The sequence below is a fragment of the Nocardioides sp. Soil777 genome (assembly GCF_001428425.1).
Lineage (GTDB): Bacteria > Actinomycetota > Actinomycetes > Propionibacteriales > Nocardioidaceae > Nocardioides > Nocardioides terrigena.
Genome location: NZ_LMSN01000015.1, coordinates 450,760 through 476,450 on the forward strand (window position 1 = coordinate 450,760; position 25,691 = coordinate 476,450).

25 protein-coding genes are annotated in these 25,691 nt (G+C 72.2%); 15 read left to right on the forward strand and 10 right to left on the reverse strand.

The window, feature by feature from the left end; genetic code table 11:
- Window positions 1–5: 5 nt before the first annotated feature.
- The 4 genes from ASG88_RS12855 to ASG88_RS12870 are packed head-to-tail and all read left to right on the forward strand — an operon-like array spanning window position 6 to window position 2,208.
- Entirely contained in the window at window positions 6–431 is a 426-nt protein-coding gene (locus tag ASG88_RS12855; RefSeq protein WP_056887795.1) for a roadblock/LC7 domain-containing protein, read from the forward strand.
- A 35-nt stretch (window positions 432–466) separates the two neighbouring features.
- Window positions 467–817, forward strand: coding sequence for a DUF742 domain-containing protein (locus ASG88_RS12860; RefSeq protein ID WP_056887796.1), 351 nt, complete (start codon window positions 467–469; stop codon window positions 815–817).
- Between the two features lie 31 nt (window positions 818–848).
- Window positions 849–1,394 carry a GTP-binding protein gene (locus ASG88_RS12865; protein ID WP_407669323.1) on the forward strand — a complete coding sequence of 182 codons (546 nt, stop codon included), beginning with the start codon at window positions 849–851 and terminating at the stop codon, window positions 1,392–1,394.
- A gap of 1 nt (window position 1,395) precedes the next feature.
- Entirely contained in the window at window positions 1,396–2,208 is an 813-nt protein-coding gene (locus tag ASG88_RS12870) for an ABC transporter substrate-binding protein (RefSeq protein WP_056887798.1), read from the forward strand.
- Window positions 2,209–2,223: 15 nt separating this feature from the next.
- On the opposite strand, the gene ASG88_RS12875 is transcribed toward ASG88_RS12870, so the two are convergent.
- The 4 genes from ASG88_RS12875 to ASG88_RS12890 form a co-directional block, all read right to left on the reverse strand.
- A complete protein-coding gene (locus ASG88_RS12875) occupies window positions 2,224–3,291 on the reverse strand; it encodes an LLM class flavin-dependent oxidoreductase (protein WP_056887799.1) in 1,068 nt (355 codons plus the stop codon).
- A gap of 70 nt (window positions 3,292–3,361) precedes the next feature.
- Window positions 3,362–4,081: a matrixin family metalloprotease gene (locus ASG88_RS12880; protein WP_056887800.1), complete on the reverse strand. Its 720-nt coding sequence runs from the start codon at window positions 4,079–4,081 to the stop codon at window positions 3,362–3,364.
- Window positions 4,082–4,110: 29 nt separating this feature from the next.
- Window positions 4,111–4,464 carry a hypothetical protein gene (locus ASG88_RS12885; RefSeq protein ID WP_056887801.1) on the reverse strand — a complete coding sequence of 118 codons (354 nt, stop codon included), beginning with the start codon at window positions 4,462–4,464 and terminating at the stop codon, window positions 4,111–4,113.
- A 23-nt stretch (window positions 4,465–4,487) separates the two neighbouring features.
- Window positions 4,488–5,651, reverse strand: coding sequence for an ROK family transcriptional regulator (locus ASG88_RS12890; RefSeq protein ID WP_056887802.1), 1,164 nt, complete (start codon window positions 5,649–5,651; stop codon window positions 4,488–4,490).
- Window positions 5,652–5,746: 95 nt separating this feature from the next.
- On the opposite strand from ASG88_RS12890, the gene ASG88_RS12895 reads away from it, so the two are divergent.
- From ASG88_RS12895 to ASG88_RS12925, 7 genes are all read left to right on the forward strand, one after another.
- Window positions 5,747–7,330, forward strand: coding sequence for a sugar ABC transporter ATP-binding protein (locus tag ASG88_RS12895; RefSeq protein ID WP_056887803.1), 1,584 nt, complete (start codon window positions 5,747–5,749; stop codon window positions 7,328–7,330).
- A complete protein-coding gene (locus tag ASG88_RS12900) occupies window positions 7,327–8,340 on the forward strand; it encodes an ABC transporter permease (RefSeq protein WP_056887804.1) in 1,014 nt (337 codons plus the stop codon). Before ASG88_RS12895 ends, ASG88_RS12900 begins: the two co-directional genes overlap by 4 nt.
- Complete coding sequence (locus tag ASG88_RS12905) at window positions 8,337–9,473, forward strand: ABC transporter permease (RefSeq protein WP_056887805.1); 1,137 nt, start codon at window positions 8,337–8,339, stop codon at window positions 9,471–9,473. Before ASG88_RS12900 ends, ASG88_RS12905 begins: the two co-directional genes overlap by 4 nt.
- Complete coding sequence (locus ASG88_RS12910; RefSeq protein WP_056887806.1) at window positions 9,473–10,684, forward strand: substrate-binding domain-containing protein; 1,212 nt, start codon at window positions 9,473–9,475, stop codon at window positions 10,682–10,684. The genes ASG88_RS12905 and ASG88_RS12910 overlap by 1 nt, the downstream gene beginning before the upstream one ends.
- Before the next feature lie 123 nt (window positions 10,685–10,807).
- Entirely contained in the window at window positions 10,808–11,686 is an 879-nt protein-coding gene (locus tag ASG88_RS23530; protein WP_056887878.1) for a sugar phosphate isomerase/epimerase family protein, read from the forward strand.
- On the forward strand, window positions 11,683–12,897 hold the full coding sequence (locus ASG88_RS23535; protein ID WP_056887807.1) for a Gfo/Idh/MocA family protein: 1,215 nt from the start codon (window positions 11,683–11,685) through the stop codon (window positions 12,895–12,897). Before ASG88_RS23530 ends, ASG88_RS23535 begins: the two co-directional genes overlap by 4 nt.
- Entirely contained in the window at window positions 12,894–13,892 is a 999-nt protein-coding gene (locus ASG88_RS12925; RefSeq protein ID WP_056887808.1) for a sugar phosphate isomerase/epimerase family protein, read from the forward strand. The genes ASG88_RS23535 and ASG88_RS12925 overlap by 4 nt, the downstream gene beginning before the upstream one ends.
- Window positions 13,893–14,341: 449 nt before the next feature.
- On the opposite strand, the gene ASG88_RS12930 is transcribed toward ASG88_RS12925, so the two are convergent.
- Both ASG88_RS12930 and ASG88_RS12935 read right to left on the reverse strand, forming a co-directional pair.
- Window positions 14,342–15,430, reverse strand: coding sequence for a calcium:proton antiporter (locus ASG88_RS12930; RefSeq protein WP_056887809.1), 1,089 nt, complete (start codon window positions 15,428–15,430; stop codon window positions 14,342–14,344).
- Window positions 15,431–15,454: 24 nt separating this feature from the next.
- Complete coding sequence (locus tag ASG88_RS12935; protein WP_056887810.1) at window positions 15,455–16,483, reverse strand: GTP pyrophosphokinase family protein; 1,029 nt, start codon at window positions 16,481–16,483, stop codon at window positions 15,455–15,457.
- Between the two features lie 258 nt (window positions 16,484–16,741).
- Between ASG88_RS12935 and ASG88_RS12940 the strand changes: the two genes are divergently transcribed.
- Window positions 16,742–17,248, forward strand: coding sequence for a hypothetical protein (locus ASG88_RS12940; protein ID WP_056887811.1), 507 nt, complete (start codon window positions 16,742–16,744; stop codon window positions 17,246–17,248).
- Window positions 17,249–17,263: 15 nt separating this feature from the next.
- On the opposite strand, the gene ASG88_RS12945 is transcribed toward ASG88_RS12940, so the two are convergent.
- The gene (locus ASG88_RS12945) at window positions 17,264–17,833 is read right to left on the reverse strand and encodes a mismatch-specific DNA-glycosylase (RefSeq protein WP_056887812.1); all 570 of its coding nucleotides are present in this window, start codon (window positions 17,831–17,833) and stop codon (window positions 17,264–17,266) included.
- Window positions 17,834–18,000: 167 nt separating this feature from the next.
- Here ASG88_RS12945 and ASG88_RS12950 point away from each other — a divergent pair, with 167 nt between their 5' ends.
- The gene (locus tag ASG88_RS12950; RefSeq protein WP_056887813.1) at window positions 18,001–18,573 is read left to right on the forward strand and encodes a hypothetical protein; all 573 of its coding nucleotides are present in this window, start codon (window positions 18,001–18,003) and stop codon (window positions 18,571–18,573) included.
- Between the two features lie 90 nt (window positions 18,574–18,663).
- On the opposite strand, the gene ASG88_RS12955 is transcribed toward ASG88_RS12950, so the two are convergent.
- Window positions 18,664–20,061, reverse strand: a complete 1,398-nt coding sequence (locus ASG88_RS12955; RefSeq protein ID WP_056887814.1) for a phosphodiester glycosidase family protein — start codon at window positions 20,059–20,061, stop codon at window positions 18,664–18,666.
- Between the two features lie 19 nt (window positions 20,062–20,080).
- Window positions 20,081–21,676, reverse strand: coding sequence for an alpha/beta hydrolase family protein (locus ASG88_RS12960; RefSeq protein ID WP_082600362.1), 1,596 nt, complete (start codon window positions 21,674–21,676; stop codon window positions 20,081–20,083).
- A gap of 67 nt (window positions 21,677–21,743) precedes the next feature.
- Here ASG88_RS12960 and ASG88_RS12965 point away from each other — a divergent pair, with 67 nt between their 5' ends.
- Window positions 21,744–22,937, forward strand: coding sequence for a site-specific DNA-methyltransferase (locus tag ASG88_RS12965; protein ID WP_056887815.1), 1,194 nt, complete (start codon window positions 21,744–21,746; stop codon window positions 22,935–22,937).
- Here ASG88_RS12965 and ASG88_RS12970 read toward each other — a convergent pair.
- Entirely contained in the window at window positions 22,903–24,312 is a 1,410-nt protein-coding gene (locus tag ASG88_RS12970) for a WS/DGAT/MGAT family O-acyltransferase (protein WP_056887816.1), read from the reverse strand. The two genes, ASG88_RS12965 and ASG88_RS12970, sit on opposite strands and share 35 nt — an antisense overlap.
- Window positions 24,313–24,436: 124 nt before the next feature.
- On the opposite strand from ASG88_RS12970, the gene ASG88_RS12975 reads away from it, so the two are divergent.
- Window positions 24,437–25,546 carry an FUSC family protein gene (locus ASG88_RS12975; protein ID WP_235534835.1) on the forward strand — a complete coding sequence of 370 codons (1,110 nt, stop codon included), beginning with the start codon at window positions 24,437–24,439 and terminating at the stop codon, window positions 25,544–25,546.
- Window positions 25,547–25,691 lie beyond the last annotated feature (145 nt).

Sequence of the window (25,691 nt, forward strand, 5' to 3'; positions counted from 1 at the left end):
TCCCCATGACCGAATACGACTCTGCTGCCTACGCGCAGCCCGACGAGCGCAACCTCGACTGGCTCGTGTCGCGCTTTGTCGAGGAAGTCACCGACGCCGCACACGCGATCCTCGTGTCCGCCGACGGTCTCCTCATGGCCATGAGCGAGAGCATCCCGGACGAGCGCGCCGAGCAGGTCGCGGCCGTCTCCTCCGGTCTCGCCAGCCTGGCCGTCGGTGCCGCCCGCCTCTTCGACGGTGGTGCGGTGCTGCAGACCGTCGTCGAGATGGAGCACGGCTACCTGATGCTCATGAGCGTCGGCGACGGCTCCAACCTCACGGTCCTCACCGAGGAGGCCGCCGACATCGGTCAGGTCGGCTACGAGATGGCCCTGCTGGTCGAGCGCGTCGGCCGGATGGTGCAGGCCGAGGCCCGCGTCACCACCGGATGACGTGAGTGGCCGTGGCACCCCTTGACCCCAGCGGCATGGACGACGAGGCGACTCCCAAGCCTCGTTTCGTCCGGCCGTACACCATCACGGCAGGTCGCACCGAGTCCTCGGTCGACCTGCCGATGGAAGCCACCCTCCGTACGCAGGGGGACGGCACCGGTGGCCTGAGCGCAGCCGCGCTGAAGGTTCTTGAGGTCTGCGACACCCGTTCAGTCGCCGAGGTAGCCGCCCTGGTCCACATGCCGATCGGCGTGGTCCGGGTTCTTCTCAGCGACCTGGTCGAGCACGGACACATCCGTGTGCAGGCCACCATCACCAACGACTCGTCTCGTGACGAGCGTATTGAGCTCATCGAAAGGACCCTCCGTGGACTTCGCACCTACTAGCGCCCAGCGCAAGGCGGCGTCGACGAAGATCGTGATCGCCGGTGGTTTCGGCGTGGGCAAGACGACGCTGGTCGGCTCGGTCTCCGAGATCCAGCCGCTGCGTACCGAGGCCCTCGTCACCAACGAGTCGGAGGGTGTCGACGATCTCGCCGCGGTGCCCGCCAAGTCGACCACCACCGTGGCCATGGACTTCGGACGTCTCACCCTTGCCGAGGACATCGTCCTCTACCTCTTCGGAACGCCGGGCCAGCGCCGCTTCTGGTTCATGTGGGACGACCTGTGCCTGGGCGCGATCGGGGCGATCGTCCTGGTCGACACCGCCCGCCTGGACGAGTCGTTCTCGCCGCTGGACTACTTCGAGCACAAGGGGCTGCCGTTCATCGTGGCGGTCAACCAGTTCGAGGGCGTCCAGCAGTACTCGCTCGACGAGATCGCGAACGCCTTGGCACTGCCCCCCGAGGTGCCGATCATCGCGATCGACGCGCGGGACCGCGAGTCGGCCAAGAGCGCTCTGCTGCGCGTCACCGAGTACGCGCTCCAGAAGCTGACCGCCCAGCTGTCCGTGGGAGTCCACTGACATGTCGACCACGACTCGCGCCCGCCGTACGGCGTCCGGCATCGCCCTCCTCGCGGTGGTCCTGACCGCCGCGGGGTGTGGCGGCACCAGCACGGCGGCCAGCACCGACCCGGACCCGCAGGTCATCCGCGCGGGCTACCTGACGGTGTGCACGTCGCTGCCCTACGAGCCGTTCGAGTTCGAGCGCAACGGCGAGACGGTGGGCTTCGAGATCGACCTGGCCAAGGCCGTGGCCGAGGAGCTCGGCGTCGAGCCGGACTTCAAGAACGAGGACTTCGACGCCGTCCAGTCCGGGCAGCTGCTCAACGAGAACGCATGCGACCTCGCGGCGGCCGGCCTCACCATCACCGGTGACCGGGCCCGCGTGCTCGACTTCTCGAGCCCCTTCTTCAACGCGGCGCAGGCGCTCGTCGTCACCGGCAACAGCGGCATCAGCAACCTCGACGACCTGCGGGGCGGTCGTATCGCCGTCCAGGCCGGCACCACCGGTGAGCTCTACGTCACCGACAACGCGCCGCGCAACGCCCAGGTCGTCCCCTTCGACGACATCGGCGAGATGTCCAGCGCCCTCAACGGCGGCACCGTGGACGCCGGCGTCTACGACAACACCGTCGCCGGCTCTGCGATCAAGGAGTACCCCTCCTTCGAGATCGCCGCGGAGTTCGACACCGGTGAGCAGTACGGCATGGCGGTCAAGAAGGACGGCAACGTCGACCTGCTGCGCGTCGTCAACCAGGTCCTCGCCGACCTCGAGGCCGACGGCGGCTACGACAAGCTCTACACCACCTGGTTCGGGACCAAGAAGAAGTCCTGATCCGGTCCCACCGGCTCAGTGCGCCTGTACGGCGAGCAGCTCCCGCACGCGCGGGATGACCTCCTCGCCGTACAGGCGCACCGACTCCAGGCGCTGGTCGTGCGGCAGCGCCCCGACGGAGTACTTGAGCTGGAAGCGGGAGAGCCCCAGCGTGGTGATGGACCACGCGATCTTGCGGGCCACCGTCTCGGGGGAGCCGACGAACATCGCCCCCTCCGGGCTTGCTGCCTGCTCGAACGCGATCCGCGAGTAGGGCGCCCAGCCGCGCTCACGGCCGAGTCGCGTGTAGAGGTCGGCCTGGTGCGGGTAGAGCTGCTCGCGTGCCAGCTCGTCGGTGGCGGCCACGTGGCCGGGGGAGTGCATGCCGATCGGCAGCTCCTCGTGGCCGTACTCGGCCAGGGCCCGGCGGTAGAGGTCGGCGAACTGCACGAACCCGCGCGGCGACCCGCCGATCACGGCCAGCACCAGCGGCATGCCGTAGTGCGCCGCCCGGACCACCGACTCGGGGGTGCCGCCGACGGCGATCCACGCGGGGAGCCTGCCGGCCGCGGTCGTCGGGTAGACCTGCTTGCCCTGGAGCGGCGGTCGGATCGTGCCCTCCCACGTGACCGGCTGCTCGGACTGGAGCGCCGAGAAGAGGTCGAGCTTCTCCGCGAAGAGCCGGTCGTAGTCGTCGAGCGACAGCCCGAAGAGGCCGAAGGACTCGATGAACGACCCGCGGCCCAGCTGGACCTCGGCCCGCCCCGGCGCGATCGCGTCCAGGGTGGCGAAGCGCTGATAGACACGGATCGGGTCGTCGGAGCTGAGCACCGTCACGCCGGTACCGAGCCGGATCCGGTCGGTCTGTCCGGCGATCGCGGCCAGCACCACGTCGGGGGCCGAGATGGCGTAGTCGGCGCGGTGGTGCTCCCCGAGGCCGAGATAGTCGACACCGACCCGGTCGGCCAGCACCCCCTCGGCCACCACCTGGCGGATGACCTCGGCGCCGTCGCCGGGCCGGCCCTCCTCGTCGAGCGGCACGTCACCGAAGGTGTCGAGGCCGAGGGTCGGGTGGGCGCGGGTGCCGAGGGCGTCGTACGACATGTCTCGAAGGCTAGGCCGTCGATGGTCGCGCACGGGCGCAGCCATGAAGCCGCCCGAACGCCAGGACCCCTCAGCGGCAGGGGGTGTCGCCGAGCCGGGCCAGCCCCTCGAGGTCGCCGGGGCCGTAGGAGGTGCGGCTGTTGGCCGGGTGCATCAGCTCGCCCTGGTCCTCCACGTGGCCGAGCCCGACGAGGTGCCCGAGCTCGTGGAGCACGACCGCCTCGAGGGGCTCGCGCGCGCCCGGGATCCAGTCCCGGACGTCGAACTGGTCGCGGTCGAGCGTGAGAACGCCGGTGGCGTACTGCCGCAGCCCGGGTCGTGGCTCGTACGCCGCGCTGCCGCCCAGCCCGATGACGTCGCCCTTCAGCGCGGGCACCTCCTCCGGGGTCGCCCACGCGACGAGGACGGGCGGCGGGTCGTTGGCGAGGAAGCCCTCGTCGTACGACGCGGGGCGGGCGTCGGTCTCGCCCTCGTAGGAGAACTCCAGCCCGCTGGCGCGGCTGGTGGCCTCGACGGCGTCGTGGATGAGCGGCTCCCACTCCTCGGGCGCGCCGTCGGGGTTGACGACGTAGGGGATGGGTCGGCACGGGCTGTAGCCCACCGGGTCGTCGCTGCCGGGCTGCGTCTCGGCGAACGCGAACGACCCCTCGCCCACGGCGTACTCCGGGATCTCGCGCAGCCGGTCGTCGCCGAGCCCGAAGAGCTCGCGCACCCGCGCCACCTCGTCGGCGGGGTGCAGGAGCACCACGCCGCCGAGCAGGAGCGCGGTGATCAGCAGGCCGGGGAGCACCGGGCCGTGCGCGGGGCGGTGCGAGCCGCTCAGCGGGTGACCAGCCAGATGCCGACCACCGCCGGGACGAGCCCGACGACCAGCCAGGGGGTGAACGGCCGCCGCCCGTGGATGAGGAAGGCCAGGGCGACCGAGATGACGCCGAAGGCGCCGGCGATGAGGCACAGGCCGACCTCGGCACCGGGGCTCGGGTCGTCGAGGTAGAGCGCGGCGACGATCAGGCCGATCTGGAGGTGGAAGATCGTGGTGACCGCGAGCGCCGACATCACCCAGCGCTGGACGCGGCTGAGGGACTTCTCCTCCGACTCGCGCTGGTCGCGGGTCTGGCGGGGAGCATTCGGGTCGATGAGGTGCCGCGCGCGGCGCGGCTGCTGCTCGGTCACCCCTCGAGTATCGCCCCTGCGGCCTATACGCCCGTCAGCGCGGTGGCCGCGGCCTCGACCGCCTCGGGGGAGAGGACGTGCTCGATGGCCATCGCGGCCGCTCCGAGGACGCCCGCCTCGGCGCCCGCGCGGCTCGTCTGGATCGCCAGGTGCTCGGTCGCCAGCGGCAGCGAGCGCTGGTAGACGACCTCGCGGATGCCGGCCAGCAGGTGCTCGCCCGCCGCGGAGAGCTGACCGCCGATGACCACCACCGAGGGGTTGATGACGTTGACCATGGTGGCGACGACGCCGCCGATGTCGCGACCGGCCTGGCGGACCACGTCGATGGCGTCGGGGTCGCCCGCCCGCACCAGGTCGACGACGTCCTGGCCGGTGGTCGCGGGCACCCCGCGCGAGGTGAGGATGCCTGCCAGGGCCGGACCGGCGGCGACGGCCTCGAGGCAGCCGAGGTTGCCGCAGCGGCAGCGCACGTCGTCGTGTCCGGCGACGTGGACGTGGCCGAGGTCGCCGGCGGTGCCCTGGGCGCCGCGCTGGAGGCGGCCGCCCGAGACGATGCCGCCGCCGATCCCGGTCGCGACCTTGACGAGGACCAGGTCGTCGACGTCGGACAGGTGCGTCTGCCGCTCGCCGAGGGCCATGATGTTGACGTCGTTGTCGATGAGCACGGGGACGGCGAAGTGCTTCTGGAGGAAGCCCGGGACGTCGTACCGGTCCCAGCCGGGCATGATCGGCGGGTTGATCGGGCGGCCCGTGGAGTGCTCGACGGGACCGGGCAGGCCGATGCCGATCGCGGCCAGGTCGTCGAGGCGTCGCGTCGCGCGGCGCAGCAGTGCGCGGATCGTCGTGACCACCCAGCCGAGCACGGCCTCGGGGCCCTCGACGATGTCGATCTGCGCGGAGATCTCGGCGAGCAGCGCACCGGAGAGGTCGCTGAGCACGGCCCGGGCGTGCGTGGCGCCGATGTCGACGCCCACGACGACCCGCGCGGCGGGGTTGAGGGCGAAGAGCGCGGGCGGCCGGCCGCCGGTGGACTGGCCCCCGCCGAAGGGGGCGATGAGGCCCAGCCGCATCAGCGTGTCGATGCGCGCCGCCACCGTCGAGCGGGCCAGTCCGGTGGTCTCGGCGAGCTCGGAACGGGTCCACGGACGGCCGTCCCGCAACAGCTCGAAGACGTCACCGGTGCGCATGGCGGTCAGTAGACCACTTCCCACTTGTCACGTCTAGGTAGCAACTTTTGTTAGGTCCTCGACAAAAGTGTGTGAGGCGTGCCACAGTGCTGCCCGTGGACAGCTTCGACACCCCCGCCAGCACCCCGGACCCCGGTCCCGTGCTCACCGTGCGCGGGCTCACCAAGAGCTTCGTGGGCAACCGCGTGCTCCACGGTGCCGACCTCCAGCTGCTCCCGGGCCAGGTGCTCGGGCTGGTGGGCGAGAACGGCGCCGGCAAGTCGACCCTGATGAAGATCCTCGCCGGCGTGCACCAGGCCGACGAGGGTTCGGTCGAGATCGCCGGCGAGCCCGTGTCCTTCAGCCACCCGGTCCAGGCCCAGCAGGCCGGACTCTCCACGGTGTTCCAGGAGTTCAACCTCCTGCCCGAGCGCTCGGTCGCCGAGAACATCTGGCTCGGTCGCGAGCCCCGCCGCCGCGGCCTCGTCGACACCCGGGCGATGAACCAGGACACCGAGGAGCTCCTCACCGGCCTCGGCATCACCGGTCTCAAGGCCACCCGCCGGGTCCGCTCCCTCTCCGTCGCCGAGCAGCAGGTCGTCGAGATCGCCAAGGCGGTGAGCTTCGACGCCCGCATCATCCAGATGGACGAGCCCACCGCGGCGCTCGCCGACCACGAGGTCGAGCTGCTCTACACGATCATCCGCCGCCTCACCGACCGCGGCGTCGCGATCATCTACGTCTCCCACCGGCTCAAGGAGATCTTCGACCTCTGCGACACCATCACGGTGCTCAAGGACGGCGAGCAGGTCGACACCCGGCCGGCCGCCGACCTCGACGAGGCCGCGCTGGTGCGGCTCATGGTCGGCCGCTCCATGTCGTCGTTCTTCCCAGACGCCCTCGAGGGCACCACGGTGGGGGAGCCGCGGCTCGAGCTGCGCGACGCCGGCAACGGCTACGTCGACGGCATCGACCTGACCCTGCGCGGCGGCGAGATCGTCGGCGTCGCCGGGCTCCAGGGCTCCGGTCGCACCGAGGTCCTCGAGGGGATCTTCGGCGTCACCCCCTTCACGCGCGGCGAGCTCCGCGTGGACGGCTCGACGGTGACGGTGCGCACGCCCCGACAGGCCGTCCGCCGCGGCCTGGCGCTCATCACCGAGGACCGCAAGGCCACCGGTCTCGCGCTGCACCAGTCGATCCTCGACAACGCCCTGGGCGTGGTCCGCGCGGTCTTCCCGTCGCGCACCGGCGCCGCGCGCTCCGCCGTACCCTCCACGCTCTCGACCCTGGCCGTCTCGGCCCGGTCGCTGTCGCAGGAGGCGCAGTTCCTGTCGGGCGGCAACCAGCAGAAGGTCGTCCTGGCCCGTTGGCTCTCCGCCCACCCCGGCGTCGTGCTCATGGACGAGCCGACCCGCGGCATCGACGTCGGCGCCAAGCACGCGATCTACGAGGTGATGCGCAGCCTGGCCGCCGAGGGCGTCGCGGTGCTCATGGTGTCCAGCGAGCTGCCCGAGGTGATCGGCATGTCCGACCGGATCCTCGTCATGAAGGACGGCCGGATCGCCGGTGAGCTCCCGCGCGGGGCCACCGAGGAGCAGGTCCTGTCCACGGCCACCGGCGTCGTGCCCGGTGAATCGTCCGACCCCGTGTCCGACCCCGCGTCCGATCCAGGGCAGCCCGAGCGAGAGGTCTCGCTGTGAAGAACCGTCTCAGCTCCGTCACGTCGACCACGATCGTGTACGGCGTCCTGCTGGTCGCCATCGTCGCCGGCGCGGTCCTCACCGCCGTCAACGGCCGCAACTTCTTCAGCGTCGGCAACATCGACAACATCCTGACCACCACCAGCATCCTGGGCTTCATCGCCATCGGGCAGACGCTGGTCGTCCTCGGCGGCTCGCTCGACCTGTCGGTGCCCTTCGTGGTCAGCCTGTCCAGCGTCGTCGGCGCCGGGATCATGGCCGGCGACCCGGGCAACATCGTGCCCGCCGTGGTGGTGACCCTGGCCCTCGCGATGGCGGTCGGCCTGGTCAACGGCCTGATCGTCACCTTCCTCAAGGTGCACGGCTTCATCGCCACCCTCGGCACCGGGCTGATCATCTCCGGCTACCTCGCCAGCGACTACAAGGGCAGCCACGGCAGCGCGCCGCTCGACTTCCGGCTGCTGGACGCCACCCGGATCGGCCCCGTGCCGGTCTCCACCCTGATCATGCTGGGCTGCGCGGGCCTCGCGATCCTGATGCTGCGCCGCACCCGCCTCGGCCACCACCTGTACGCCGTCGGCGGCAACGCCGAGGTGGCCCGCCTCTCCGGCCTGCGCACCTCCGTGCCGGTCATTGCCGCCCACGTCATCTGCTCGGCGCTGTCCGCGGTGGCCGGCCTGCTCCTGCTCGCCCGGCTCAGCGTCGGCAACCCGACCATCGGCTCCCAGGGTGGCTACGACCTGATGTCGATCGCCGCGGTGGTGCTCGGCGGCACGCTGCTGGCCGGCGGCAAGGGCAACATCACCGGCACCCTCGCCGGGGTCGCGATCTTCGCCGTGATCGACAACGTCATGGGCGTCATGCAGGTCAACCCGTTCCTGCGCGACGTCGTCCGCGGGGTCGTGATCGTGGTCGCGGTGGCGGTCTACGCCCGCCGCGAGCTCGACACGCGCCCACCCCGCTTCGAACGCCCCACCGGACTCGACGCCGCCCTGCAGGAGGCACGATGAGCACCGCCACCCCCTCGATCACCACGACCGAGACCCAGGCCCGTCCCGAGCTCCCCCTCCACCAGGGCAGCCTCGGCAGCCGGATCGCCGCCGGGCTCGCCACCCCGGGCGGAGCCGTCTTCGTGCTGGTCGGCGTGCTGCTCGTGTCGATCATGGTGTCCAACCCCAACTTCACCGACCCCGGTGCGCTGATCCGCTTCGCCGGTCGCACCGCGCCGATCGCCATCGCGGCCATGGGGCAGTACTACGTCATCGTCAGCGGTGAGTTCGACCTCTCGATGGGTGCGGTGATCGCCGCGCAGGTGGTGCTCGCCGGCAACTTCATCGGCCAGGACGAGGGCCGCATCATCCCCGGCCTCCTGCTGATGCTGGCCGTGGGCGCCCTGATCGGGATCATCAACGGCCTCGTCACCACGTTGCTCAAGGTGCCGAGCTTCATCGTGACCCTGGGCATGATGCTCGCCCTGTCGGGCCTGGTCCGGTACATCACCGGCGGCGCGGCCAGCGGCAACCCGGTCGACGCGTTCCGCGACATCGGTCGCGGCGGCATCGAGGACGTGCCCGTCGTCGACGTGATCCCCTACCCGCTGATCATCCTGGTCGTCGTCGGGGCCCTGTCGGTCTGGCTGATGCGCCGGCCCTTCGGCCGCACCCTCATCGCCGCGGGCGACAACCCGGAGGCCACTCACTACTCCGGCGCCCCGCTGTGGTCCTACAAGACCCGGGCGTTCGTGCTCTCATCGCTCTCGGCCACCGTCGCCGGCATCCTGCTCGTCGGGTACGCCGGGGTGCACCCCTCGGTGGGTGCCGGCTACGAGTTCACCGCGATCACCGCGGTCGTCCTCGGCGGTGTCGTGCTGGGCGGCGGTCGGGGCTGGGTCCTCTCCGCCGCGGCGGGCGCCTTCGCCCTCGAGCTCCTCTTCACCCTGCTGACCTCTCTCGGGGTCCCCTCCACGTGGAGGGACACGGTCCAGGGGCTGATCATCATCGCCGCCGTCGCCGTCTCGGCGCGTGCCTGGCAGGTCGGCCGCCGCCCGCGGCGTACGACCCCCACCGATCCATCCCGAGCAACACACATCGCAACACCTTCACCCAACCAGCCCTCAACGGGCGCAACCACAGGAGAAAACTGATGCGCAGGACCATCAGGGGGACGCTCGCGTCCGCCGCAGTGCTGGCGGTGCTGGCTGGCTGCAGCACCGACGTCGAGGAGCCCGCCGACTCGACGGCCACCGAGTCCACGAGCGAGTCCGAGGAGGCGTCGGGCGACGAGGGCGAGTGGTTCGTCCAGGCCGACTTCGACGAGCAGGACGCGCAGCGCTCGGCGACCTTCGAGGGCGACGAGGCCGAGCCGTGGCTGCAGTACATCGACGGCGAGATGACCGACACCTCGGAGTTCAAGTCCGACGGTGCCAAGAAGGTCTGCTTCGCCAACGCGTCGGTCAGCAACCCGTGGCGCCAGACCGGCTTCATCACCATGACCCAGCAGCTCGAGGCGCTGCAGGACAAGGGCGTCATCTCCGACATGGAGGTCCGTGACGCGCAGGACGACGACAACACCCAGCTCGCCGACATCGACTACTTCATCTCCGAGGGCAACTGCGACGCCTTCATCATCTCGCCCAACTCCACGGCGGCGATGACGCCGGGCGTCGAGCGGGCCTGCGAGACCGGCAAGCCGGTCGTGGTCTTCGACCGTGGCGTCGAGACCGACTGCGCCACCTCGTTCATCCACCCGATCGGTGGCTACGCGTGGGGCATCGACACCGCCGAGTTCCTCTCCGAGAACCTCGAGGAGGGCGACAAGGTCGTCGCGCTGCGCATCCTGCCCGGCGTCGACGTGCTCGAGACCCGCTGGGCCGCAGCCGAGAAGATCTTCGAGGAGAACGGCATCGAGGCCGAGGACTTCTTCACCGGCGCCGACCCGACCGAGATCAAGAAGATCATCACCGACGCGCTCAACCAGGGCGAGGTCGCCGGTGTGTGGATGGACGCCGGTGACGGTGCCGTCGCGGCCATCGAGGCGTTCGAGGACGCCGGCGTCGACTACCCCGTCATGACGGGTGAGGACGAGATGAGCTTCCTGCGCAAGTGGGAGGACACCGGGATGACCGGCCTGGCGCCCGTCTACTCCAACTTCCAGTGGCGCACCCCGCTCCTGGCGCTGGAGAAGATCTTCGCCGGGGAGGAGATCCCGAAGGAGTGGGTCCTGCCGCAGACGCCGATCACCGAGGACGAGCGTGCCGAGTACCTCGAGGCCAACGACGGCATGCCCGACGGTCACTACGCCAAGTTCGGTGGCGAGGACCTTCCCGGCTTCCCCGAGGCCTGGCAGGACCGCTGACCCGGCCTGACCCGAGCTGATCCCATCTCCAGGCCGGCCGGCCACGAACCCCACGTCGTGGCCGGCCGGCCCCACCACACCGGCAGTGCACCGCACTGCACCCTCACCTGGGAGGACGTCTCCGTGCGCCCCATCGGCATCAACACATGGGTCTGGGCATCGCCCCTGACCGATGCCACCCTCGACCCCGTGCTCGACCACGTCGCCGACCTCGGCTTCGACGCCGTCGAGCTGCCCCTGGAGAGCGTGGGGGACCTCTCCATCGACGTCCTCGGCGCCGCCCTCGAGCGCACCGGCCTCGCGCCGTACGTCGTGGGGGCGATGGCCCCGGGCCGCGACCTCGTGGCCGCCGACGAGACCACCGTCGCGGCCACCCAGGACTACCTCCGGGCCTGCATCGACCTCGCCGCCGGCATCGGCGCGGCGGCCGTCTGCGGCCCCTTCTACGCCAGCACCGGCCGCGTCTGGCGGCTCGGCACCGAGGAGCGGGAGCAGGCGTACGCCGAGTGGCGCGCCGGTCTCGCCCCGGTCGTCGACCACGCCGGCGAGCGCGGCGTGGTGATCGGCATCGAGCCGCTCAACCGCTACGAGACCTCGCTGGTCAACACCGTCGACCAGGCCCTCACCGGCCTCGACGGACTCCTCGGGCCGGCCCTCGGGCTGGCGCTCGACAGCTACCACCTCAACATCGAGGAGCGCTCCAGCGCCGACGCGATCCGCGCGGCCGGCGAGCACCTCGCGCACGTCCAGGTCTGCGGCAGCGACCGCGGCGCCCCGGGCGGCGACCAGACCGACTGGCCGGCGCTGGTGAAGGCGCTGGACGACGTGGGCTACGCCGGCCCGCTCAACATCGAGAGCTTCACCGCCGACAACGCCTCGATCGCGACCGCCGCGTCGATCTGGCGCCCGCTGGCCGCCACCCAGGACGACCTGGCCCGCGACGGACTCGCGTTCCTCCGCGGACTCCTCGCGTCGGCCGCCCACGATGGGGGAGCACCGTGACCCGCACAGCTCACGATACGACCGTGGGGGTGGCCTGCGTCGGCTACTCCTTCATGGGCAAGGCCCACTCCAACGCGTGGCGCAACGTCGGCGCCTTCTACCCCGACGCCCCCCGTGCCGTGCAGCGCGTGCTCGTCGGGCGTGACCCGCGCCGGGTCGACGAGGCCGCGCAGCGCTACGGCTGGCAGGAGTCGGCCACCGACTGGCGGGCCGTGCTCGAGCGCGACGACATCCACGTCGTCGACATCTGCACCCCCGGCCACCTGCACGCGGAGATCGCCGAGGCCGCGCTGGCCGCCGGCAAGCACGTGCTCCTCGAGAAGCCGCTGGCCAACACGGTGGCCGAGTCCGAGGTGCTCGTCGCGGCCGCCGAGGCCGCCGCCGGGCACGGTGTGCTGTCGATGGTGGGCTTCAACTACCGCCGGGTGCCGGCGCTGGCCCTGGCCCGCGAGCTCATCGCCGCCGGCCGCCTCGGCGAGGTGCGCGAGGTGCGCGCGGCGTACCTCCAGGACTGGCTGGTCGACGCGGACGCCCCGATGGCCTGGCGCCTCCGCAAGGAGGAGGCCGGCTCCGGCGCCCTGGGCGACCTGGGCTCGCACGTCGTCGACCAGGTGCAGTTCCTGCTCGGTGACACCGTCTCCTGGGCGAGCGGGCACCTGCGCACCTTCGTCACCTCCCGGCCCGGCGAGTCCGGTCCCGAGGACGTCACCGTCGACGACGCGGCGTGGGCCACGCTCGGGATGTCGGGTGGCGCGGTGGCCAGCGTCGAGGTGAGCCGGATGGCGCACGGGCGCAAGAACGGTCTCGCGCTCGAGGTCTACGGCTCCGAGGGATCCCTGCGCTTCGAGCTCGAGTCGCTCAACGAGCTGGTCGTCGACACCGGCGTCGGGGGCACCCGCATCCTGGTGACCGAGTCCGACCACCCCTACGTCGGCGCCTGGTGGCCGCCGGGCCACGTGCTCGGCTGGGACCACACGTTCGTCAACCAGGCCGCCGACCTGCTCACCTGCATCTCCGAGGGGCGGGCGCCGTCGCCGTCGTTCGCCGAGGGTGCTCGCGTGCAGCGGGTGCTGGCGGCGATCGAGAGCAGTGCGGCACAGTCGGGCACGTGCGTCGACGTCGCGCCCGCCGCCGGCGCCACGCCCCCCGTCGTACCCCACGTCCCGGCTCCCACCGCGCCGCCGGCCGTCACCCTGGAGCAGCACTCATGACCCGTCCCTACACCCTCTTCACCGGCCAGTGGGCCGACCTGACGCTCGAGGAGGTCGCCGGTCTGGCGGCCGGCTGGGGCTACGACGGGCTCGAGATCGCCGTGTCCGGTGAGCACCTCGACGCGTGGCGCTGGGACGACGAGGACTACGTCGCCGGCAGGCTCGAGATCCTCGAGCGGCACGGCCTCGGGCTGTGGGCCATCTCCAACCACCTCACCGGCCAGGCCGTCTGCGACGACCCGATCGACTTCCGCCACGAGGCGATCGTGGGGGCCCGCGTCTGGGGCGACGGCTCGCCCGAGGGCGTGCGCACCCGGGCGGCCGAGGAGATGCAGCACACCGCGCGGCTCGCGCAGAAGCTCGGCGTCAAGACCGTCGTGGGCTTCACCGGCTCCGCCATCTGGCAGTACGTCGCGATGTTCCCGCCCGTGCCCGCCGCGCGGATCGAGGCGGGCTACCAGGACTTCGCTGACCGCTGGAACCCCATCCTCGACGTCTTCGACGAGTGCGGCGTGCGGTTCGCCCACGAGGTGCACCCGTCCGAGATCGCCTACGACTACTGGTCGACCGTGCGCACCCTCGAGGCGATCGGCCACCGGCCCGCGTTCGGGCTCAACTGGGACCCGAGCCACATGATGTGGCAGGACCTCGACCCGGTCGCCTTCATCACCGACTTCGCCGACCGGATCTACCACGTGGACTGCAAGGACACCCGGATGCGGCTCGGCGGCGGGCGCAACGGCGTGCTGTCCTCCCACCTGCCGTGGGGCGACCAGCACCGCGGCTGGGACTTCGTGTCCGCCGGCCGCGGTGACGTGCCGTGGGAGGACTGCTTCCGCGCGCTTCGGTCGATCGGCTACGACGGCCCGATCTCCGTGGAGTGGGAGGACGCCGGGATGGACCGGCTCCGCGGCGCCCCCGAGGCGCTGGAGTTCCTCCGGGGTTTCGACTTCGAGCCGCCCACAGCCTCGTTCGACGCGGCGTTCTCGCAGTAGGTCCCGCTCTGTCGTGCGGGCCACGGGGCGGTGAGTGAGCCACATCCCTCGCACCGACAGGGTGGCGTTCAACTGGCGGGCGCCGACATGTCGACGACGGTCCGGGTTGTCGCGCGCCGCCAGTTGCCGGGGCCGACGGGGTGGTCGGTAGGACTGGCGGGCGCCGACGTGTCGACGACGGGCCGGGTTGTCGCGCGCCGCCAGTTGCGGAGCACCGACTTGGTGGCCGGTCGGAGTGGCCGGCGCTGACATGGGGCCCGGCCGAGCTGGCGGGCGCCGACAGAGTGCTGACAAGACTGGCGGGCGCCGACAGGGTGCTGGCGAGACTGGCGGGCGCCGACACGTCGACGACGGGCCAGGGTGTCGGGCGCCGCCAGTTGCCGGGGGCGTCCTCACCCGTACGCCGCGCAGGCACGCGCCGGCACCGCCCGCGGACGTCGTACGACGCGTCAGGGAGCGATCGTCAGGAACACGAACGCCGCGAGCAGCACGAGGTGCACGCCGCCCTGCAGTGGCTTGGAGCGACCGGGCAGCACCGTAAGGATGCTGACGATCACGGTCATGAAGAGCATCACGATCTGGACGCTGTCGAGGCCGAGCGCCAGCGGTCCGTCGAGCCAGATCGAGGCGATCGCGATGGCCGGGATGGTGAGGCCGATCGACGCCATCGCCGAGCCGAGCGCGAGGTTGAGGCTGACCTGCACCCGCTCGCGCGCAGCGGCTCGCACGGCGGCGATCGACTCGGGGGCCAGCACCAGCAGGGCGATCACCACGCCGACGACTGCGTTGGGGAAGCCGACGGCGTCGACCGCGTCCTCGATCGAGGGGGACTCGACCTTGGCCAGGCCCACCACGGAGACGAGGGACACGACGAGCAGGGCCAGGCTGGTGAGGGTCGTACGCCGGGACGGCGGGTCGGCGTGGCCGTCGCCGTCCTGGTCGAGCGTGACGCCGTCGCGACCGACCGGGAGGAAGAAGTCGCGGTACTCCCCGGTCTGCGTCACCACGAACATGCCGTAGAGCACCAGCGACGCGACGGCCACGAAGGCCAGCTGGGTGCCGGAGTACTCCGGTCCGCTCTCGGAGGTGGTGAAGGTCGGCAGCACCAGGCAGATCGTGGCCAGGATGATCACGGTGGTCAGCGCGGACGCGGTGCCCTCGGGGTTGAAGACGGCCATCCGGTGCCGGCGCGCACTCACCAGCAGGGACAGGCCCATGATCCCGTTGATGGTGATCATCACCGCGGCGAAGACGGTGTCGCGCGCGAGCCCCGAGGTGTCGCCCTTGCTCGTCACCATCAAGGTGACGATCAGGCCGACCTCGATGATCGTGACCGCCACCGCGAGCAGCAGCGACCCGAAGGGTTCGCCGACCTTGTGCGCCACCACCTCGGCGTGGTGGACGGCGCTGACCACGGCACCCATGAGCAGGACGGCGACCAGGACCAGGACGACCGGCCCGGGGTAGCGCCCCCAGGTCAGCACCAGCATCACCGCCGCCAGGATCGGGGTGTACGTGGTCCAGCTCGGCAGGCGCATGGCCTCACCCTATTTGAGGGCCGGTCAGGTGCCGGGCGTGCTGAGCTTTTCGAGCCGCGCGGTGAGCAGGGGCACCCGGTGTGCATTGCCGGTGAGGTCGACGTACTGGCGCCCGAAGATCGCGAGCAGCGCGTCGTCGAGGCGACGCACGGCGCCGGCGGGGTAGCGGTAGCCCATCCGCCGGATGATGGCGTCGGGGTCGACCGACGTCAGCAGCGCGGACAGCTCGTCGAGCGAGGTGACACCGAGCTCGAGCAGCAGCCCGGCGATCCAGCCGTAGTGGTCGGTGTGCGACCAGCCCGCGTCGGCGTACTGCCCGGCCAGGAACGTCGCGAGCTCCTGCCCGCTGATCCGCGGGTCGCTCGGGTCCTCCTCGTGCGGCTGGTGCGGCGCGGCGGCCTGGAGTCGCTCGCGGATCGCGGAGAACTCCTGGTCGGCGAGCTCGAGCAGCCCGGCGGCGAGGGTGAAGCGGCGGTCGAGGTCGAGGGCGTGCTCGGCCGGGACCGTGCCCTTGTAGCGGATGTCGTGCTCGAACTCGGCCCACGCGTGCTGCAGGACCGTGCGCACCTGGATGCTGGCGCGGTGTCCGGCGAGGTCGTCGTACGACGCGGGGGCGGGGGCGTCCGGCGTCACGAGCAGGTGCCGGCTGGCGTAGCCGAAGCGGCCCTCGCGCGCGGTCTCCAGGCCGAGGTCGCGGTCGTCGAGCATGCTGAGCTCGTCGTCGAGCAGGCCGGCGACGGCGGCCACGTCGGCGTGGACGTAGGTGATGACGCGGACGCCGACCTGGTCGGTGATCTGGCGCAGCGGGTCCGGGTAGAGCAGCCGGCCCTCGACGGTGCGCGCGGCCTTGGCGGCGAAGGACGCGACGCTCTTGGTGCGGCCGTCGACGCTCAGGTAGTTGATACCCGCGTCGTCGAGCAGGGTCCGGGTCAGCTCCACGAAGCGCGCGGTGATGGGCACCAGGCCGGGCTGGAGGGCGGCGTACTCCCGCACCGCCTCGCGGACCGGTTGGTCGTCGAGCGGCTGGTCGGTCTGGTCTTCGGGCGGGGCCACGCGCCCAGCCTGCCCTGTCCCGCCCGGGCGTGCACGCGCGACCCACAGGGTGGCGCTCGACGGCGTTCGCCGGGCCGGTTTGCGTCCACAGGACGACGAGGGCGTGCCGCCCTCCACAGCCGTACGCCGCCCGGCCGACGTTGTCGGTGGTCCTCGCGAGCGTCTGGGGCGTGACCTTCCACAGATGCCGATCTCCGCGGTTGGGCCACCGGGGCGCGGGGGCACGCTGCCGGCGACCACCCACCCCGAGGAGTCCCCATGGCTGATCGCCCCCAAGATCTCTCCACTGACCATCCCAGCGACCACCCCGGCGACCACCCCGGCGACCTCCGCGGCCACCCCACGGCGCCCCGCCGCGAGCGCCTGCTCGTGGCGCCGGTCCTGCCACCGGACGACGTGGTGTTCCTCGCGGGCTTCGGCCGGCACCCGGTGCACGACCACCGCGGCCGGGCGCGGGCGATGCCCCGGCGGATGGCACGGATCTGGCCCGGGCAGCCCGTGGGGCCCTGTCCCTGGGTCCCGTGCGCAGAGGGGTGCTGCCTCCACCTGGTCGGGAGGACCGGTGTCGCCGCGGCAGGGGCGTGGCTGCGGTTCCTGCTCGCGGAGTTCCTCGATGCGTCCCACGAGCTGTCCGGGGCCGTCGAGGTGCCCGGGCCGGGACGCCGCCGGGCGGTGCTCATCGTCGACCGTGCCGATGTGTTCGAGGGCGAGCTGGACGACCCCGGCGGCGGTGGACGCCGCGACGAGGAGCCGTGGTCGGGATGAGCGGCCCGCCGCGGATCAGCCGAGCACCCCCGCGGCGCGAGCCGGCTCGGCGTACGCCTCGGCCAGCGTGGCCACGGTGTGGTGCGCGTTGAGGCCGCTGGGGTTGGGCACCACCCACAGCCGTGCTCCCGCCAGGGGCTCGGGCTGCTCCCCGACCACGGCCCGCGGCAGCGCGAAGGCCTGCCGGTAGGCCGTGATCCCGGCGACGGCGACGACCCGGGGGTGCTGGGCCTCGACCAACCCGGTCAGGGCCGTGGCCCCCTCGCGCAGCTCCTCGCGGGTGAGCTCGTCGGCCCGGGCGGTGGCTCGACGCACGAGGTTGGTGATGCCGATGCCCCGCGCCCGCAGGTAGTCCCGGTCCTCCTCGGTCATCCCGGCGGCGGGGTCGATGCGGCGATCGATGACGCCCGCCTCGAGGAGGGCCGGGTAGAAGCGGTTGACCGGGTGCGCGAAGTGCGTGCTCGTCGCAGCGGTCCACAGTCCCGGATTGATCCCCACGAACAGCAACCGGAGCCCGGGGCCGAGCAGGTCGGGCACCTCCGCGCCGCGGAAGGACTCGAGCTCGGCGCGGGTGAAGCGAGGCATGAGGGCGAGCCTAGGCGCCGGCCGTGGGTCGGGCAGGGCCCGGTCGTAGCGATGGCGGGGCGCCGGCCCGAGGGGGTGGGGCGCTGGGCGGGGCTCTGGCGGCGCACGGGCGCGCTCGCGTCGGGAACGGCCGGGGCGTCGCTATCGTCCCAGTCACCATGAGGCACATGATGCGCAGCGCACCGGTCCGGATCGTCCTGGCGGCCACCCTCGCCACCGTCACCCTCTCGGCCTGCGGCCAGTCCGACGGGGGCGGTGCCGACAGCGCGACCGAGCCCACGTCGAGCGCCCCGACGAGCGAGGAGTCGGCGCCCGAGCCCGGCGACTCCGCCAGCGCGACCGGCGGTGAGGGGGCCACGTCGACCGGCGGTGGCGCCGTGCTCGTGGCCGGCGAAACCGCCACCACGACGACGACGCGCATCATCAGCGTCTCCAACGCCGATGGTGAGGTCAGCCCGCGACCCGTGCCGCTGGAGGACCGGGCGGCGCTGGACGACTTCGTCTCCGGCTTCGGCGCCGACCTCGGCCCGCAGGTGCGGGACGCCGTGCGGGGGATCGACGTACCGGCGGGGCAGACCCTGATGGGCGCGGTGGTGGCCGTGGGCTGTGACGAGCCGACCGGCATCGAGCTCGCCCAGACCTTCGACGGCTACGAGGTGACGGGCATCGTGCCCAAGGTCGGGGTGCAGTGCATGGTCGCGATGACCTCGGTCGCCCTCTTCCTGGTCGAGACCCCCTGACCCGACCCCCGCCGGGGGCGGGACCCGCGCCGGCACGATCAGCCGATCGTCACCCGGGAGCAGCCGACCGTCACGAGGATTGGCCGACGATCAGGGGACCGGCGTCGTCGGCGGCGGGGTGGGGGCCGGGGCGGGAACCGGCGGCGGGGTGACGGGCGGCGCGATCGGCGGGAACACCCCGTCGTAGAAGATGCCGAGCCCGTTGGCCACCTTGCGCTCGCTGCCGTCGGACGGCTCGTTGATGACACCCATCTCGCCGGTCACCTTGCGGGAGTAGAGCGTGGAGGACCCGCCGCCGTCGAGGTTGAGGGCATTCTCCGCGCCGAGGGCGATCATCATGTTGGCCAGCTCGACCATCGTGTAGCCCCGGCTGGAGGCGGACCGGCCGTCGATGACGAGGAAGAGCAGCTTGCGTCCGTCGGCGTCGATGCCCACGGCCGTGCGGGGGTGCATCAGCCGGTCGTTGATGACGGTCCGGACGCCGTCGAGGAGGATCGAACGATCCCCGGAGACGGCCATGGTGGCGCCGGGCTTGGTCTTGTACTTGAAGGTCGCCTTGCGCCCGACCTTGAGCTGCTTGAGCAGCTTGGCCGCCGAGCCGCGGCCGACGAGCACCTGGCCCCTGACCTTGCGGCCCTTGGACAGCACCTTCGTGTTGGACTTGATCCGACCGTTGACGATGACCACCTCACGGGTGTCCTTGTCGCCGTCGGTGACCGAGTAGCCCTTGGTCCAGCCCCAGTCGGAGGTGTAGAGGCCGAGGGTGTTGTCCGCGACGGTCGCGGCGTTGAGGCCGGAGACCGGCCAGCGCGGGCGCTGGCGCAGCTTGGTCTTCGTCACCATGGCGCCGACGTGGTAGCCGGTGGAGTCGAGGTAGAAGGAGGCGTTCTCCGGGATCCAGCCCGTCGCCGGGCCGTTGATGATGCCGCGCTCGCGGTCGACGGCGGGCCCGAGGGCGACGCCGGTGTCGGAGATGTCGAAGAAGTCACCGTTGACGGCGCCGATGGCCCCGTCCCTCGCGCCGAGCTGGCTCACCGTCTTGCGGCGGACGACGTACTTGGGGCCGAGGTGGTCGACGGAGATGTTGGCGGCGTTGAGGTCCACGGTGAGCAGGTTGGCGCGGATCGGTCCCCGCGCGTCGACCTGGTCCCACTCGCGGATCTGGATGCCGGGGGCGATGTCGTAGGTGACGTCGGTGGTCACGGTGGCCTTGCCGCGTCGTCCGGCCGGCCACGGCTCGGCGATGTCGCCGGGCACGCCGTCGGAGGTCTGGCCGGGCGTCCGCTGCACGCGGCCGGGGTCGGCCAGGGCGCGGCGCTGGGCGCGCGTGAGGCCCGTCCCGTCACCGGCACGGTCGTCGGACCGGGGCTGGGAGCCGGCCGCCGGGCCGGACCCGGGGTCGGCGCTGGTCGGCGTGGCAGCCACGACGAGCGCGCACGTGAGGGCACCGGCCGTGGCGGCCGCGGTCAGTCGGTTCGAGGCAGGCACGCGCTCCACAGTAAAGGGATCAGGGTGACAGGAGGGGCAGGTGTGCTCGAGTGTCCTCGATCGTGACCAGTCCCGGCGTACGGCTGCTCATCCCCACGAAGGTGTCGCTGAGCGCCGAGACGAGCAGGTAGAGCCGCTGCCCGGCCGGCACGTCGACCGCCACGGAGGGCAATGCGATCCGGCGCGGCTGGCCCACCACGGGGGAGGGCTCGTCGAGGGGCAGCACGTTGTTCTGCACCAGCGTCGCGTCGGCCGGGCTGGTGCCCACGGCCAGGCCGTAGAACGCACGGTTGCGGACTCCGAGCGCGGTCACGGTCCCGGTCAGGTGCGGGGTGCCGGCGAGCCGCAGCGGGCCGGGCGCGATCTCGTAGGCCAGCGGCGCGCCCGCGGCCGTGGGGCTGGTCACCGTCCCGACGGGCAGCGTGGCGGTCGGGGCGGGGGAGCGGACGGTCGTGCACATCGAGGCCGGGGTGGCGAGGTGGAGCCGGCCGTAGCCGCCCAGCCCGGTACGACGCCCCTTGAGCTGCTCGTCGAAGAACCGCTTGCTCAGCGCCTCGAAGTCGCCGCCCGCGAGCCGCTCCGAGCACGGGTCGGAGGTCACCGAGATCCCGCGGGGCAACACCCCGGGCAGCACGTGACCACCGTTGTAGGCCACGAAGATGCTGTCGCGGCGGGCCCGGCGGGTGATCGCCGACCGCCAGTTGGCCAGGCCCTGCTGGAGGGGGAAGAGGCTGTCGGTCGTGCCCTGGCCGAGGAGCACCGGGATGTCGAGCCGGCGCCCCTGGGCGACATGGAAGGCCGGGCCGTTGCGGCCGAAGAACTCCGGCATGTCCTCGGTCCCCGGGATCGACCCGTCGGGCCAGGTGCCCGTCGCGGCGCCCTCGACCAGTGCCTTGTAGACCCGCGGCGGCAGGGCGTCGGTCGGCACCGAGGCGGCCGACAGGGCCAGGGCCCACTCGGTGCGGACGACGCCCTCGGGCGCCAGGCTCTCGTTGAGGTCGTGCCACGTGATCTCCGGTGCCATCGCGTCGAGCACCGGCACGCCCCGACGCTCCAGGCTCGTGAACGCCGCGAGGAACTGGTAGCCGCCGCCGTACGACCCGCCGATGGCACCGAGCCGCGGGTCGCCCGGCCCGTCCTGCCGGACCCACGGCAGGCGGCTCATCAGGCGGATGAGCCGGGCCACGTCCTTGCCCTCGACGTCCGGGTTCTCGACGTAGGCGTGACCCCCGGACTCGCCGAAGCCGCGCTGGTCGAAGGACAGCACGCCGTACCTGCTGTCGAGGAACGTCGCGAACGCCGCCGGGTCCTTCGTCCGCGAGCCGCCCCAGCCATGGCTGTGCCAGATCATCGGCACCGGGCGCTGGCGTGAGGCTCCGGCCGGCTTGAAGAGCGAGTAGCAGATCTGCACCGGCGTGCTCGAGCCCGGATCGGGGACCGACGTGACGCAGTCCTCGACGACCTTCACGCCGGCCGCGGCCGACGGTGCGGCGGACGTGGCGGCGGACGTGGCGGCCGTCGGCGCGGCTGCCGGCGCGGCGTACGACGGGCTGGTCGCGGCGGGCGAGGCGGCGAGCAGGGGGACGGCGAGCGCGAGTGCGGCGAGCTTCCTCATGACCTGACAACTGCCCGGGTCGCGGCAGGTCACGCCGCGAGGCGCTGCGGACTCGTAGGGTGCCGACGTGACCGGCCGCCCGTGCAACACCTTCGTCGAGGGGGACAACCTCGACGTGCTGCGGTCGCTGGCCCCGGGCAGCGTCGACCTCGTCTACACCGACCCGCCCTACAACACGGGCAACGACTTCGCGTACGCCGACCGCTTCCGCGCCGCCGACGGCGCCCGGGCGGGCCGGCACGGGGCGTGGGTGGAGATGATGCGACCTCGGCTGGAGGCGGTCCGCGACGTCCTCTCCGACCGCGGGGCGCTCTTCATCAGCATCGACGACAACGAGGCGGCCCGGCTGAGGCTGCTGCTCGACGAGGTCTTCGGGGAGCAGTGCTTCCTCGCCCAGGTGGTGGTCAACCTCAACCCCAAGGGGCGCCAGCTGGGGAACGGCTTCGCCACCAGCCACGAGTACGTCCTGGTGTATGCCCGCGACCCGCGCCGGTGCGCCGTCGACGCGAGCAGCGCCGAGCACGTCGACGAGGGCGACTTCCCGCTGACCGCGCCGGACGGGCGGCGCTTCCGCCACCTGCCGCTGCGCAACACCAACAAGAAGTTCAACCCGATCACCGCACGCACCCTGCACTTCCCGCTGTACGGCGACCCGGTCAGCGGGCGGGTGGCGAGCGCGGCCTTCGACGGGGCCGTCGAGGTGCTGCCCGTCTTCGGCGACGGCCGCCCGGCCGTGTGGCGCTGGTCGGCCCCGCTGGTCGACGAGCGTCCCGACGACCTGGTGTGCCGGACCATCCAGGGCAAGCTGGGCGAGCGGGTCGACGTCTTCCAGCGGGACTGGCTGCACCGCGACGGCGGACGCCGCAAGAAGCTGCGCACCATCTGGCCCAGCGAGGAGATCGGCTCGACCGACACCGCGGTCGCCGAGCTCAAGGACCTCGTGGGCCACGTGTTCGAGTCACCCAAGCCGACCGGCCTGGTGCGCCGGATCCTCGGCACCATGCCGTCTGACGTCACCGTGGTCGATCCCTTCGCGGGGAGCGGCACCACGGGTCACGCGGTCGCGCTGGCCAACGCCGAGGACGGCGGCACCCGGCACTGCCTGAGCATCAACTGGCCCGAGCCCACGCGACCCGGGTCCAACGCCGACCTGGCCGGCCTGCCGACCGTCGCGGCGATCACCCGGGCCCGGCTCACGGCCGTCGACGCCCGTCTCGGGGGCGGCTTCAGCGAGCTCCCGCCGCACTCTCCAGCGCCGTGAGCTCGTCGTCGAGGTGCCCGAGCAGCCGCTGCAGGTGCGGGACCGTCCGCCGGCAGCCGGTGAGGCCGAAGCCCATCTTGCCGTCGTACGACGTGCACGTGATGTTGAGGGCCATCCCGTTGATCGGGATCGACAACGGGTAGGTACCGACCAACCGGGCGCCGTTGAAGTAGTGGGTGGTGCGGGGCCCCGGCACGTTGCTGATGATGACGTTGAAGGGCGGTCGGACGACGCCCTGCATCCGCAGCATCGGCGTGAGGATCGACGGCGCCATGCCGATCGCGCTCATGGCCAGGATCTGCGTGGGGGTCATCGACGACAGTGCCTGCTTGCCGTCGCGCATCGACCGGTGGATCGCGACCAGCCGGGCCGCCGGGTCGGCGAGATCGGTGGCCAGCTGGACCATGACCGAGCCGACCGCGTTGCCGCCGTCGGCCGAGGCCACCTGCGACTGCTTGGCGTTGAGCCCCACCGGCACCATCGCCACCAGCCCGGTGTCGGGCAGCGCGTCGTGGTCGAGCAGGTAGGCCCGCAGGGCGCCGCTGCACATGGCCAGCACCACGTCGTTGATGGTGCTGCCCGTCGCGGCACCGATGGCCCGCATCCGCTCGATCGGCCAGTCCTGCGCGGCGAAGCGGCGGGACCCGGTGATGCTCTGGTTGAACATCGTCCGCGGCGCGTAGAGCGAGACGGCCGACGTCTCGTTGCGGACGCCGCGGGTGATCGTCTTGAGGAGCGCCGAGGGCATCCCGGCCGCCTCGGCGGAGATGCCGAACGCCGTACGCAGCGCGGTCATCGGCAGCTGCGCCAGCGACGACTCGGCGTCGTCGTGGGTGCGCTGCGCCTTGGCGCTGGCCGGTCGGGCCGCCCAGGGGGCCGGCATGTTGCGCCGGTCGGGGTCGGTGGAGAGCACGCTGGCCAGCAGCCGCATCGCCGAGACGCCGTCGACGAGCGCGTGGTGGGTCTTGGTGTACATCGCGACCCGGCCGTCGCGCAGCCCCTCCACGACGTGCGCCTCCCACAGGGGCCGCTCCCAGGCGAGCCGCTGGCTGTGCAGTCGCGAGGAGAGGTCGAGGAGCTCGCGCACCCGACCGGGCCGAGGGAGCGCGCTGTGCCGGACGTGGTGCTCGATGTCGAAGTGCTCGTCCTCGACCCACACCAGCTGGCCGGCGGTGCCGAGCGAGCGGTGCGGCCGCTTGAGGAACAGCGGCGCGATCTCCTCGGTGGCGCTCACCTGGGCGTACATCTGCCGGGCGTAGTCGCGCCCCGCCCCCTCGGGCTTCTCGAAGAGCTGCAGCCCGCCGACGTGCATCGGCTGGGTGCGGCTCTCGGCGTAGAGGAACGCCGCCGACGTCGGGTCGATGGGGTTGACCACTCGTCACCTCCTGGGGTGGGGGCGATCCTCGCGCGTTGTGCCGACCTTCACAAGCGCGGGGCGTCCCGTGTCCGCGGGCGGGTTCCGGCCCGGCTCCGGCGTGGGACGGTGCGAGGATGGCCGGATGATGGCCGCACCCGCCGACGGGCCGCTCGACCGGATGTGGAGCCGCGGTCGTACGTCGCTGCGAGTCCGGGCGGCCCGGCTGCGCTCGAAGTCGTTCGCCATCGCCCAGTGCGCCCTCGCCGCCGGCATCGCGTGGTTCATCGCCGCCGACCTCCTCGGTCACCAGACCCCGTTCTTCGCGCCGATCGCCGCGGTCGTCAGCCTCGGCACGTCGTACGGGCAGCGCCTGCGACGGGTCGCCGAGGTGACCATCGGGGTCGCGGTCGGGGTGCTGCTCGGCGACCTGCTGGTCTTCTGGCTCGGGTCCGGCTGGTGGCAGGTGTCGCTGGTGGTGGCCCTGGCCATGTCGCTGGCCTTCCTGCTCGACGGCGGTCAGCTGCTGGTGACCCAGGCCGCCGTGCAGTCGATCGTCATCACCACCCTCATCGCGGACCCGGGTGCCGCCTTCACGCGCTGGACCGACGCCCTCATCGGTGGTTGCGTCGCCCTGGTCGCCGCGACCGTGGTGCCCGCAGCCCCGTTGCGCCGGCCGCGGGAGCAGGCCTCCGAGGTGCTGCGCAAGGTCGCCGCACTGCTGCGCGCGGCGGCCGACGTGATGGTCGACGGGGAGGTCGACCACGCGCTCGAGGTGCTCGCCGACGCGCGCCAGACCGACTACCTCATCCAGGAGCTCCGCTCGGCGGCCGACGAGGGCCTGGACGTGGTGGCCTCGAGCCCCTTCCGGGTGCGTCACAAGGGTGGGCTGAGACGCATGGTCGAGCTGGTGGACCCGCTCGACCGGTCGTTGCGCAGCACGCGGGTGCTCGTGCGCCACGTCGCCGTGTCGGCGTACAAGCAGCGGGCCTTCCCGTCGTCGTACCCGATGGTCACCCGCGAGCTGGCCGCGGCCGTCGACCTCGTGGCCGACGAGCTGCAGGCCGACCGGATGGCCGTCGCGGCCCAGCCCGCGCTGCTCGCCGTCGGCATGGCCACCGCGCAGGTCGAGCGCAGCGACGCGCTCTCGGTCGAGGTGGTGCTCGCGCAGCTCCGGGCGGTGGTCGCCGACCTGCTCATGCTCACCGGGATGGGGCAGCTCGAGTCGACCGACGCGCTCCCGCCCCCGCGGTGAGCGCCACCCTCCCGGGGTAGTCCGTGACGAACGGACCCCTGGGACGACGGCGGGTTCTAGGAAGTGATGCAACACCTCACTGTTTGAGGAGTTGTTGTCATGGGTCGTCCGAAGCATCCACGTGAGTTCGATCGCCGGTTCTGGG